Here is a 13,008-nt window from a genome sequence, read left to right on the forward strand (position 1 = left end):
TTGTTATTGTTTTGGTTTTAGCTCTGGCTCTGTAACCGTGGTTAATGTAGTATCTGCTGTAGCTACCGGAACGGTTGATCCGTTTGTTGCCGTTGGCGTTGTAGTACTTTGTATATTAATTTGGCTGTAAACCGTTGGCGATTTATAGATGTTACCATACTTCTGACTAACCAGGTAACGATAATTGTATTTTCTACTTAAAGTAGGATCATACTGCGTGCTGTCTTTTACGCTTGCATCAAAAACACCTTTAAAGTTGTGTTCTACATCTGCTGATATCGAAGATACCGTCTCATCTTTAAGTACGCTAAGCTTAGCGGTTACGCTATCGTAAATCTGCTTAAACAACGTAGGCTTTTTGTAATAGTAGTCTAAGCTTCTATTGTATTGTGCCGAATCTACTCCAAACTTTTTGTAAATAGCTTTATAGTAGGTAGCAGCAACTTTTTTCGCACTGTCCTGACTAGAAAAACCAGTAATATAACCATCAACCAAATGCATATCATATAAAATCGACTGCATTTTATCTGGCTGGAGTACATCTTTAGGAATACCTGGTTTGCAAGCATATAGCAAAGTGACTACAGCAACCAAAGCAAAAAATCTCTTCATTATTTATAAAACTCTTCTATTTCTTAGCCAATTTGCGCTAAGGTTGTTAATTTTACCAAAAATACTGATAAATGAGCATTGCAGATAACTTATTGAAATATAAAAATGAATTAGACGCAGCGGGGGTTAAACTTGTAGCTGTCTCTAAAAACCATCCGGCTGATGCCGCATTGGAAGCTTACAATGCAGGGCAAAGGATTTTTGGCGAAAACCTTGTGCAAGAAATGGTTGATAAACAAGCGCAGTTGCCTACAGATATCGACTGGCATTTAATTGGGCATTTACAAACGAATAAAGTTAAATATATAGCTCCATTTGTTAAACTCATAGAATCAGTTGATAGTATAAAACTGCTCAAGGAAATTGATAAACAAGCTGCTAAAAATAAGCGAGTAATAGATTGCTTGTTACAAATTTATATAGCTGATGAGGATACCAAATTTGGCCTAGGCTTTGATGAAGCTATCGAGCTACTTCGTTCGGAAGAATTTGAAAGTTTAAAAAATGTTAGAATTGTTGGTTTAATGGGCATTGCCACAAATAATGGATCAGAGCTACAGACCCGTGCCGAGTTTCAGGAACTAAAGGTGCTCTTTAATGGAATTAAACTAAGCTTTTTTAGAAAAGAGGATTCGTTTAAGGAAATATCAATGGGCATGTCTGCAGACTATAAAATTGCTGTGGCAGAAGGAAGCACAATGGTTAGAATAGGAAGCAACATATTCGGAAAACGAGTAATTAAACATTGGAAAGCCGAGAAAGAGTAACAGTTAAGAGCTAAAAATTGAAGTTTAGAGTTAAATAAATGAATATACGAGTTGCTAAGAAAGAAGATTGCGCAAGATTGTTGGAGCTAATTAATGAATTGGCGCTTTATGAAAAAGCTCCAGAAGAGGTTACCGTTACGTTAGCGCAATTTATTGACGCTGGTTTCGGCAATAATCCGGTTTGGAAGGCCTTTGTAGCGGAGCTCCCTTCTCCGTTAGGAGAGACCTTTGACGGTGAGATTGTTGGCTTTGCTTTGTTTTATACCAGATACTCAACTTGGAAAGGCTGTCGTTTATATCTAGAAGATTTTATAGTAACGGAAGAGTATCGAGGTAAAGGAATTGGCAAAATGCTTTTCGAAAAAGTAATGGAAGAGACTAAAAATGGTAATTACAGCGGTATGGTTTGGCAAGTTTTAGACTGGAACGAACCAGCCTTAAACTTCTATAATAAATACGCAGCAAGAATTGAAGAAGGTTGGCTAAATGCATCTTTTTCTAAAGAACAGATCGATGGCTTTGAATTAGCCCGATAAAATTAAACTAGCTATCATGAAAAAAATAACCCTATTTGTTTTGTTAATTAGCGTACTTGTTTCTTGTCGTAACGAGAAAAAAGACACCGATACAAAAAACAGCACAACGGCAATTGCAGATACCTTAACCTATACTTATGATTCTGTAAAGGTTTATAGTAAAAATATAATCAATACCCGGCAAATTGTAGATACTGCAAAAGCTGTTGTCACCTACCCTGTTTTTAAAAACGACACGCTTAATACGCTAATACAGCGCAAGGTAACTGACTTTTATGGCAAGGAAGAAAAGCTAATTACTTACCCGGAAATTGCCAAAAGCTTTATTAGCGGATATGACGCTTTCTTTGCAGAGAATAAGGATACGCCACAACATTGGTTTTTGTTAATTGATATCAATGTGCTTAAACAAACCGAAAATTATATCGCTTTGCGTTACCAGCATTCAGATTATGTTGGCGGTGCACATGGAAATTCCAATATCTCCTATATTAACTACAACCCGAAAACAAACACGCAAATTACTTTAGATTCGTTAATTGATAAGAGCAATAGAGCTAAATTATTAAGCATAGCGGAAGGAATTTTCAGAAAAAATGAAAAATTAAGCCCTACTGAAACGCTTTCAGGAAAGTATTTTTTCTTGGATGATAAATTTTCGTTATCAGAAAATTATTACGTAAGCGATAAAGGCTTAGTTTTTCTTTACAACCCCTACGAAATTAAGGCCTACGCTTTTGGCACTACAGAGTTGGTTATACCCTTTGCGGCGATTAAAGAAATTGCAAAACCAAATACAATTTTAAGTTCTCAAAAATAGATGCAAGTATTCAAATTTGGCGGTGCTTCTGTAAAAGATGCATCAGGTATTAAAAATTTAGCAACAATTGTAAAAGATTATCCTGCAAATAATTTGTTGATTGTGGTTTCTGCAATGGGCAAGATAACCAATAAGTTAGAAGAATTAACTTGGGCTTATGTTAAAGGCGATGAAAGCGTGCATGAAATTTTTGATGAAGTGAAAGCCTTCCATTTCGATGTAATCTCTACGTTGTTTGAAGATGCTAAAAACCCAATTTACGATGATGTAGCCAATACATTTGTTGAAATTGAATGGCTTTTGGAAGAAGAAGCAAACGATACTGCTGCTTATTTATACGATCAAATCGTGTCCATAGGCGAATTAGTGTCTACCAAAATTGTTGCCGCTTATTTAAACCTAACGGGGATTTTTACAATTTGGACAGACGCAAGAAATTACATCCACACCGATAATAATTATCGCGAAGCAAATGTAATTTGGGAAAAAACAGAACAGGAAATACAAAAACACTTGCCCTCTTTCTTAGCGCAGGGAATTGTGGTAACCCAAGGTTTTATAGGCAGTACAAGCGAAAACTTTACGAGTACTTTGGGCAGAGATGGTTCTGATTATTCGGCTGCTATATTCTGCGCCTGCTTAAATGCAGATTCCTTAACCATTTGGAAAGACGTTCCAGGTGTGTTAAATGCAGACCCCAAATGGTTTGATGAAACAGAAAAGATTGAAGAGCTTTCTTACCATGATGCGATAGAGCTCACTTATTATGGCGCAAACGTTATCCATCCAAAAACCATAAAACCTATACAAAACAAAGCTATTCCGCTTTACGTACGCTCATTTATAGAGCCAAAAGAGATTGGAACGGCCATAACAAACACTCAAAGTCCCTTGCCTGTAGCTTCCTTTATTTTCAAGGTGAATCAGGTGCTGATCTCTATCTTCCCAAAAGATTTTTCGTTTATTATTGAAGAGAATTTAAGCCACATTTTTAGCATCCTTCATAAAAACAAAGTGAAGGTTAATACCATGCTAAACTCAGCTATCAGTTTTTCGGTTAGTGTTGATTTGGATGAGGAAAAACTTAAACAACTAATAGAAGATTTAGCCGAAACCTTTAAAGTTAAATACAATAAAGGATTAGAACTGGTAACCATACGGTACTACAACCAACAAACCATAGATCGTGTTACCGTAAATAAAGATGTATTATTGGAGGTAAAGAGCAGACATACCTGCCAAATTGTAATGAAAGACAAAAGCCTAGCTCAGTAAGCATGAAAACCCGAAGTGCTTTTTTCGATTTTAGCCAGAAGATAAACTATAAAACAGAAATTTTAGCAGGCTTAACCGTTGCTATGACAATGATGCCTGAATCTTTATCATTTGCAATTCTTGCCGGTTTTCCGCCGTTAACGGGTTTGTATGCAGCTTTTATTATGGGCTTGGTTACTGCAATATTTGGTGGTAGGCCGGGTTTAATTTCTGGCGGTGCTGGCGCAACCGTAATTGTTCTTATTGCGCTAATGAAATCTCACGGTTTAGAATATGTTTTCGCGGCGGTGGCCTTGGCTGGTATGCTACAAATTTTAGTCGGTGTTTTTAAATTTGGAAAATTTATAAGACTAGTGCCTCAACCCGTAATGTACGGCTTTGTGAACGGCTTAGCCATTGTTATTTTTATGGCGCAAATTTCTCAATTTAAAACAACGGTTAATGGAGAAAGTGTATGGCTAAGTGGTAATCCGCTGTATATCATGATTGGATTGGTAGCGCTTACTATCCTCATTGTAAAGTTATTTCCAAAAATCAGTAAAGCTATTCCTTCTTCGCTAATTGCGATAATTGTCGTTTTTCTAATCGTAATAGGTTTCAATATCCAAACTAAAACGGTAAGCGATATTGCATCTGTAAGTGGTGGCTTCCCTCCCTTTCATTTGCCCAATTTACCATTCAATTTAGACACCTTGCAAATCCTATTTCCTTATGCTTTAATTATGGCGTCGGTTGGTTTAACCGAAGGCTTGCTTACCTTAAATTTAGTAGATGAAATAACCGGAACAAAGGGAAATGGGAACAGGGAAGCTATAGCACAGGGAAGTGCAAACATGCTAAATGGTTTCTTTTTCGGAATGGGCGGTTGCCCGATGATTGCGCAAACACTTGTAAATCTTTCTGCCGGGGCAAGAGCCAGATTATCTGGAATTATAGCTGCATTAACCATCTTAGCAATCATTTTATTTGGCGCACCGCTTATTGGCAAATTACCCATTGCGGCTTTAACGGGAGTAATGATAATGGTAGCAATAGGCACTTTCGAATGGGCGAGTTTTCGGATCATCAATAAGATGCCTAAACAAGATATTTTTGTAGGCATTACCGTGGCAGTTATTACGGTTTGGCTACACAACCTTGCTTTAGCTGTATTAATAGGCGTAATTATTTCGGCACTGGTTTTTGCATGGGAAAGCGCAAAAAGGATTAGAGCAAGAGCATTTATCGACGAAAAGGGCATCAAAAACTATCAAATTTACGGACCGCTGTTTTTCGGATCTGTTGCAACTTTTAACGAAAAATTTGATATAAATAACGACCCTGATGAAGTTATTATCGATTTTAAAGAAAGTAAAGTAAGCGACATGTCTGCAATTGATGCCTTGAATAAACTTACAGAGCGTTATAAAAAAGCTGGTAAAAGGTTACAACTAACACATTTAAGCCCCGACTGCCGCACGTTGCTGGCAAATGCTGATGATGTAATTGCAGTAAATATTATCGAAGATCCTACTTATCGCGTTGCGATTGAAAAATGAAAACTCATGAACCTGCTTATTTTACAAACTTCGGTACAGGATTACATTAACAACAACCAAAATAATGATGTTAATAAAATTGCATTGGCAAAGCCGATTTTTGAAGGTGTCAGTTCTGCTGAGTTAGCTGGGCAAATTACGGCAAAAAAGAAAAGCAAACATAAATTGCCAACTTGGTACAATCAGGAAAAGATATATTATCCGGTACTGTTGTCTATCGAGCAGTGTTCCTCAGAGCAAACAGCAATGTATAAAGCAAATCTTGCCATAGGCGATAATTTAATAGATTTAACTTCGGGCTTTGGGGTAGATAGTTTTTTCTTTGCTAAAAATTGCCAGCATGTTTACAGTTGCGAGATTAATACTGAATTAGCTAGTATTTCGGCTCATAATGCAAAAACCTTGGGAGCCGAAAACCTAACCGTTCTAACTGAAAATGGAATCGATTTTCTCAAAAACACTCAGATCATTTTCGATACAATTTATATCGATCCCGCCAGGAGAAGCGAAAGCGCAAAAGTTTTTAAGTTAAAAGACTGCACGCCTGATGTTACTGTTCATTTGGATGAATGGTTACAAAAAGCAAAGCGCATCGTTATAAAAACTGCTCCTTTATTAGACATTAGCGCAGGCTTAAGTGAATTAAAAAATGTAAGCGAAATACATATTGTAAGCGTTAAAAATGAGTGCAAAGAAATACTTTGGGTAATAGACCGCGACCCAATTGGGGAAATAGAAATTACTTGTGCAACCTTAAACCACAGCATTAAAACAATTACTTTTCCAATAGCTGCGCTACAAACCTCAACTAAAATTGCAACTAATGTGCCCGAAGGATTTTTGTACGAGCCAGACGTGGCATTGTTAAAAAGTGGCGCTTTTAATTATGTAGCAGAGAAATTTGATTTACAAAAACTACATCAGCATAGCCAATTATACTTCAGCGAGAACTTTAATGATGAATTTTTGGGAAGAATATTTGAAATTGAACACATTTCTACAGTAAGCGAATTAAAAAAATCCAAAGAACTCATCGGAAACGTCATCGTTAGAAATTACCCCGAAAGAGCTGAAAATTTGGTAAAAAAATATAAAATAAAACCTCACGACAGCAATTTTATCTTGTTCACAAAAAATGAAAATGGATATATTGTAATCTTCGCAAAAATTAAGCAACACTATTAATATCAAATAGTTAGAATTAATTTTAACATTATTTAACATCTTTTAACAGACGCCACCACGCTATTAAATTACATTTGATTAACCTAAAACCAATCAAATGAAAATTTTTACCCGAGTTAACCTTATCGGTGGCTTTTGCGTTTTTGCAATTTCACTAATCGTCTACTGGCTTTGCATGGAGCCAACTGTTAGTTTCTGGGATTGTGGCGAGTTTATCGCTGCTTCTTTTAAAATGGAAGTCGGCCACCAACCGGGCGCACCTTTATTCTTAATGATTGGCAGATTATTCTCTATCCTTGCTGGAAACAATGCAACCAATGTTGCCTATTGGACAAACTTTGTTTCGGTAGTATCTAGCGCCGCAACAGTTATGTTTCTATTCTGGAGCATTAATGCTATAGCGCTAAAAATCGTAACTAAAAAAGAAGCGTCGTTGAACATTGTTCAAATCCTAACGATTATGGCTACAGGCACTGTTGGTGCATTAGCCTATACTTTTTCAGATACGTTTTGGTTTTCGGCGGTAGAGGCAGAAGTTTATGCAATATCTACTTTATGCACTGCTATAGTATTTTGGGCTATCTTAAAATGGGAACAACAACTTAATGATAAGTGGCTGTTGTTCATCTCGTTTATTGTGGGCATTTCTATAGGTATGCACTTGTTAAGTCTGTTATCTATCCCAGCAATTACTTTGGTATATTATTTCCGTAAAACGAATAAAGTTAATTTTTTTGGGGTATTAAAGGCGTTTGCGGTTGGTTGTTTAGTATTAGGCATAGTTCAGTTTGGTGTTATACAATATGTTGTTCTTTTTGCTGCTAAAAGCGATTTGCTATTCGTTAACAATTTTGGATTTGGCTTCGGAATAGGTGCCATCACTTTTTTAGCTGTGCTATTCTCGGCAATCGCCTACGGCATTTATTATTCTATCAAAAAAGCAAAGTATAATTTAAACTTGGGTCTTTTGAGTTTAGTATTTGTATTATTCGGTTTTAGCTCCTACTTTATGATCATCATTAGAGCAAATGCAAAACCAAATATTAACCTCTCTAATCCAGATTCTCCAATGTCGCTTTACGGCTATCTGAGTAGAGAACAGTATGAAGACAAACCTCTTGCCTACGGACAATTTTATACGTCAAAACCAATTGATGCAAAAGAAACGGGAACAACCTACCGCAAAGGCGATAAAAAGTACGAGGAAATAGGAAAAACCTACAAATCTATTTACGACAAAAATACCTTTTTCCCCAGAACTTACAGCGATAAACCAGATCATGTTCGCTTCTACCAATCGTGGATGGGACTTGAAGAAGGCGAAACACCAAGCTTTTGGCAAAATGTCGGCTTCTTTAATACCTACCAAGTTGGCTTTATGTACTGGCGCTATTTCTTCTGGAATTTTGTAGGCCGTCAAAATGATGTGCAAGGACACGGCAATATACAAGATGGCAACTGGTTATCAGGTATTAAACCTTTAGATGCAATGCGATTAGGTAACCAGAACAAACTTCCAGAGAGTATAACCAAAAACGAAGGTTATAACCTATTTTATGGATTACCATTAATTTTAGGCATCCTGGGCATTGTACACTTATACAGAAAAAATAAAAAAGACGCATTTACTGTAGCCACGCTATTCTTCTGTACGGGCATAGCCATAATTCTATACATCAACCAAGATCCATTACAAGTTAGGGAAAGGGATTACGCATATGTTGGCTCGTTTTATGCATTCGCAATTTTTATAGGTTTGGGTGTTTTATCCGTTAAAGATTTACTGGGAAAAATAGCCTCAAATAAACTAAGCCTAGCCGTTGCAACGAGTGTTTGTTTATTAGCTGGGCCGGTTTTAATGGCTGCTAAAGGTTGGAACGACCATGATAGAAGTGGTAAAACAACCGCGTTAGAAATGGCAAAAAACTACCTAAACAGCTGTGAGCCTAATGCAATTCTGTTTGTAAATGCAGATAACGACACATATCCGCTTTGGTACATACAAGAGGTTGAAGGCTATAGAACCGACGTTCGGGTAGTAAACTTGCAGTTCTTATCTTCTGAGTCTTACTTAAATCAAATGAAAAGGCAACAGGATAAATCTGCTCCGCTACCTATAAAAATGACCAACAACCAATATAAAGATGGTACTAGAGATTACTTTAGGTATGTAGACTATGGCTTAAAGGACAGTGTAGAGTTAAGCGATTTATTAGCTGTATTAACCTCAGACAATAAAGACGATAAAATTGAAATGAACGACGGAACTTTAGAAAACTTCTTACCCACCAAAAAGTTTAAACTAAGCGTTGATAAAGCACAAATTTTAGCTACAAACACGGTTAGCAAAGCTGATGAAGACAAAATTGCCTCGCAGATGGAGTGGACCTTCCCAAAAAACAATGCTTTTAAGGCAGACCTAGCGATGTTGGATATTATTCAAACTAATAATTGGAAGAGACCTATTTATTTTAGCATAGGTATTTCTAGCGACAGCTACATTGGCTTAGATAAATATCTTTACATGGAAGGCTCAACTTATCGTTTACTGCCCTTGCAACCAAAAGCAGAGGCAAACAAATTTGAGCTTACCAATAACAACTTAGCATTTGAACACTATCAGAATTTTGAATTTGCAGGCTACAAAACTGCTAAATATATAGATCCAGAAAGCAGACGCGTTTTGCAAGGCACTTGGAGTTTCGCTAATACATTAACTGAAAATCTGCTTAAAGAGAATCAAACAGCAATGGCTAAAAAAGTAGTCGATAAAAGTTTGTCAGAATTACCTTTGAGAAATTGGTCAATTAGCGATACCGTTAATAAGGTTTCGCTAATAGCAAACCTAAACCAACTGAAAATGGATGCGAAGGCTATTGAGATTAGTCAGCAAACTGCAAAATATGTGGCTCAAGAATTCGATTACATTTTATCTTTAAACCCTGAGCAGCAGATAAATCTCTTAAACGATATTAAAAGGGGAATGTATGTTTTGCAAAGTTTACAGGAAATTGCCGACAAAAGCAAGCAAACTTCTTTGCACAAACTTCTAAACGAGAAAATTATAGATTATAATAATAGATTTACGCAAAGTTTAGGCTAATAAAAAAGTCCTTTTTGGTTAAAAAAGGACTTTTTTTGTAAATTTTATAGAGATCCGGTTAAGCTTTTTGGACGTTTACGGCTTGTAAGCCTTTTTTGCCTTCAGCAATTTCAAATTCTACATCGTCATTCTCTTTAATCCCGTCAATTCCGCCTGCAACATCTTTAAAGTGAACGAAAATTTCTTTATTGCCATCATAAACAATAAAACCATAACCTTTTTGGGTGTTAAACCATTTTACTTTTCCGGTATTCATAAAAATCTTGTTGTATTAATTAATTTTAGTTTTAGTTAAATAAAGTTATCATAAAAAGATTAAAATAAAATGAATTTTTGAACAATTTATCTCATAAATCAATTTTTCCGTATAAAATCAAATTAATAACACCTTATATTTACTTGTTGGGCTGTGGTGTTGTCCTTAAATAAGGTTTAATAACCTTATGCCCTTTCGGAAATTTTGCTGGAATATCTTCTGTTTTAATGCTGTTAACTACAATAACATCCTCTCCATCTTTCCAATCTGCTGGTGTAGCAACGCTATAATTTGCTGTTAACTGTAAAGAATCTATTACTCTTAAAACCTCGGTAAAGTTTCTGCCCGTAGAAGCCGGATAGGTAATCATCAATTTAACCTTTTTATCTGGAGAAATTACAAAAAGTGACCTAACCGTCATCGTCTCGCTAGCATTCGGATGAATCATATCATACAAATCTGCAATAGATTTATCCTCATCAGCGATAATAGGAAATTCTACATTTGTATTTTGCGTTTCGTTAATATCTTTTATCCATCCACTGTGCGATTCGGGCGAATCAACACTCAAAGCTAGAACCTTCACATTTCTTTTCTCAAATTCTGGTTTTAAAGAAGCTGTTCTGCCCAACTCGGTAGTACAAACCGGGGTGTAATCTGCCGGATGAGAAAATAGCACTCCCCAACTATCTCCTAAAAAATTGTAAAAATCAATATCGCCTACAGATGTTTTTGCCTTAAAGTTTGGCGCTGTATCTCCAATTCTTAAACTCATAATGTATTTGTTTTATATAAAATTATAATAAGATGAAGTTACAAAAAGTCTACTAAAGTAGTAGATTACTTTTCGGAATAAAATTTATCCGTGACAAATCACTACCTAAATGTTTGTTAAACTGTTCTAAAGTATAATCTGCTATAAGTGGAGTATCAGCTTCATCGTGCTGGTGCAAAAAGAAATAGACGTTTTCCAATCCTTTTGCTAGCCAACTTTTAATTCTTACAACCCACTCGTCTACCCTAGCTTTATCGCTATCTAAATACTCTCCTCCGTTACCCACAAATCTTATAAATGCTTCTTTGGTAGGCAACTCCATATGCAAGCAATCTCTTCTTCCGCTTGCATCAGTTATAGCAGCACCTTTACCCAACTTTGCCAACATAGCAAATAATTGCGTTCTGGCTTCGCCAATAAACCAATCTTTATGTCGTACTTCAATAAAAACCTTTAAATCATTAGGCAATTTCTTCAAGTAAGCCTCTAAAACATCAATATTATTTGGCCCAAAATTATCGCTTACCTGCAAAAAACAAGGACCTAAATATGGTCCAAATGCACTAATGGCTTTAATATATTCGTCGGTTAAAAAATCCGTATCCTTTAGTCTTTTTATATGGGTAATGGTTCTAGAAAACTTCGGACAGAAAATAAAATCTCCTTTTACATTTGCATCAACAGTTTCTTTCCATTTTAGAATTTGTTCTTCTTTTGGTATGCTGTAAAAAACAGCATTAAGTTCTATCGAGTTAAAATGTTTAACATACTCCCCTAAAAAATCAGCCTCTTTGGTCTTCTTCGGATATATTAGTTCTTTCCATTCCTTTCTGCCCCATTTTGCACAACCAACATAAAATAGCGGATCCTTAGCTTTTTTGCCATCCAATGTTGTTTTAGTCTGCTTGCCATCCGGCGGCAAGGTAAAGTCTGTCGTAGCAATTTCTTCGGGAGCAATTCTTCCAAATTCCATATCAATATATTTAGCCAATAAAAAACCCCGATAACTGCATTAAGTTTCGGGGTTTGTAAATTTAATATTTTAACGCTTAGTTGTAAACTTTAATCATGAAAACATAATCTTGAATTTTGGCAACCTGTTTATCACGTTTTAAGCCTTTTAAACTACTTTTCTTACCAAAAGCAACTCTTCTGTTTAAAGAATCCTGCGGAATAGCATTTAAAGCCTCCATTATATATTTAGATTTTACTGCGAAAGCAGCACCATCAACTTTATCTTGTTTACCATTAATAACACCAACAATATTACCATTATTGTCAATTAGCGGACCACCACTATTACCCGGATTTACCGGAATTGCAACTTGGTAAGCTAATGTATCGCCGTTGATGCCCGTTTTAGAACTTACATAACCATCGCCTAAAACTACATCATCTTTCGGGTAGCCCAAGGTATAAACTGCTTCGCCAATGCCAGCGGTAGTCATTTTGATGCTGTAAGGCAAACTACCTAAATTTTCGAAAGATAAATCGCTAATTTTTAAAACCGCAATATCATTAACCGGATCGGTATACGCCGCTTTAACTTTAAAAGAAGCACCTTTATTATTTTGAACGTACAGAGAATCTGCTCCTTTTATAACATGGTAATTAGTTAATATATAACCATTGCTAGATATTGCAAAACCACTGCCGCCAAATTTAGCTGGTGTTGCCGAACTTTTAGGAGTGTTATTACTTTTTATGTTTCTAATCAAATCATTTTGTGAGCGACTGATCTTATTAACCTCTCTACTTAAAGCCTCAAAAGAACCATCTTTTTTAGTTTGGCTTTGTATAGAATATAACATAACCATGGCTAATACTAAAAACGAAGCCGCAACAGCAATTGCAGACTTGTTATTACGCCACATTCTAACAATTTTAGATGGGTGTGGTTTCAAATCATCGCTAAGCGAATCAACATCAATAGTTTTATGAACAGCATCCATTTGCTCTTTTAAAAGCAAAATATCAGCATACTGTTGCATAGACTCTAAGAAAACCTTGTGCGCCACAACCCTGTGATCAACAATTGGATCGTTAGCACGTAACCGCTCAAAAGCTTGTTGCTCATCAGCTGTTAGCTTACCTTTTAAGTAATCTTCAATAATCGCCTCTAATTCTATCTCGTTCCTCAT

12 protein-coding genes are annotated in these 13,008 nt (G+C 36.0%); 7 read left to right on the forward strand and 5 right to left on the reverse strand.

Going from position 1 to position 13,008, the window contains the following annotated elements; translation table 11 throughout:
* Nucleotides 1-3: 3 nt before the first annotated feature.
* On the reverse strand, nt 4-612 hold the full coding sequence (locus DUT69_RS11545; protein ID WP_113653365.1) for a DUF4296 domain-containing protein: 609 nt from the start codon (nt 610-612) through the stop codon (nt 4-6).
* Between the two features lie 71 nt (nt 613-683).
* Here DUT69_RS11545 and DUT69_RS11550 point away from each other — a divergent pair, with 71 nt between their 5' ends.
* The 7 genes from DUT69_RS11550 to DUT69_RS11580 all read left to right on the forward strand — a co-directional run bounded on the left by DUT69_RS11550 (nt 684) and on the right by DUT69_RS11580 (nt 9,836).
* Entirely contained in the window at nt 684-1,379 is a 696-nt protein-coding gene (locus DUT69_RS11550) for a YggS family pyridoxal phosphate-dependent enzyme (protein ID WP_113653366.1), read from the forward strand.
* Between the two features lie 38 nt (nt 1,380-1,417).
* Entirely contained in the window at nt 1,418-1,915 is a 498-nt protein-coding gene (locus DUT69_RS11555; RefSeq protein ID WP_113653367.1) for a GNAT family N-acetyltransferase, read from the forward strand.
* A gap of 16 nt (nt 1,916-1,931) precedes the next feature.
* Nucleotides 1,932-2,735, forward strand: a complete 804-nt coding sequence (locus tag DUT69_RS11560) for a DUF3298 and DUF4163 domain-containing protein (RefSeq protein WP_113653368.1) — start codon at nt 1,932-1,934, stop codon at nt 2,733-2,735.
* Nucleotides 2,736-4,010 (forward strand): aspartate kinase, encoded by a 1,275-nt coding sequence (locus tag DUT69_RS11565; protein ID WP_113653369.1) that lies wholly within the window; start codon nt 2,736-2,738, stop codon nt 4,008-4,010.
* Nucleotides 4,011-4,012: 2 nt separating this feature from the next.
* Complete coding sequence (locus tag DUT69_RS11570) at nt 4,013-5,548, forward strand: SulP family inorganic anion transporter (protein ID WP_113653370.1); 1,536 nt, start codon at nt 4,013-4,015, stop codon at nt 5,546-5,548.
* A 6-nt stretch (nt 5,549-5,554) separates the two neighbouring features.
* Complete coding sequence (locus DUT69_RS11575; RefSeq protein ID WP_113653371.1) at nt 5,555-6,733, forward strand: hypothetical protein; 1,179 nt, start codon at nt 5,555-5,557, stop codon at nt 6,731-6,733.
* Nucleotides 6,734-6,830: 97 nt separating this feature from the next.
* Nucleotides 6,831-9,836, forward strand: a complete 3,006-nt coding sequence (locus tag DUT69_RS11580) for a glycosyltransferase family 117 protein (RefSeq protein ID WP_113653372.1) — start codon at nt 6,831-6,833, stop codon at nt 9,834-9,836.
* 58 nt (nt 9,837-9,894) lie between these two features.
* Here DUT69_RS11580 and DUT69_RS11585 read toward each other — a convergent pair whose 3' ends face one another.
* The 4 genes from DUT69_RS11585 to DUT69_RS11600 form a co-directional block, all read right to left on the reverse strand.
* Complete coding sequence (locus DUT69_RS11585) at nt 9,895-10,092, reverse strand: cold-shock protein (RefSeq protein WP_113653373.1); 198 nt, start codon at nt 10,090-10,092, stop codon at nt 9,895-9,897.
* Between the two features lie 139 nt (nt 10,093-10,231).
* Complete coding sequence (locus DUT69_RS11590) at nt 10,232-10,867, reverse strand: peroxiredoxin (RefSeq protein ID WP_113653374.1); 636 nt, start codon at nt 10,865-10,867, stop codon at nt 10,232-10,234.
* Nucleotides 10,868-10,919: 52 nt separating this feature from the next.
* Nucleotides 10,920-11,840 carry a DUF72 domain-containing protein gene (locus DUT69_RS11595; RefSeq protein WP_113653375.1) on the reverse strand — a complete coding sequence of 307 codons (921 nt, stop codon included), beginning with the start codon at nt 11,838-11,840 and terminating at the stop codon, nt 10,920-10,922.
* A 76-nt stretch (nt 11,841-11,916) separates the two neighbouring features.
* Complete coding sequence (locus DUT69_RS11600) at nt 11,917-13,008, reverse strand: S1C family serine protease (protein WP_113653376.1); 1,092 nt, start codon at nt 13,006-13,008, stop codon at nt 11,917-11,919.

Source organism: Pedobacter namyangjuensis (assembly GCF_003313325.1).
Classification (GTDB): domain Bacteria; phylum Bacteroidota; class Bacteroidia; order Sphingobacteriales; family Sphingobacteriaceae; genus Pedobacter; species Pedobacter namyangjuensis.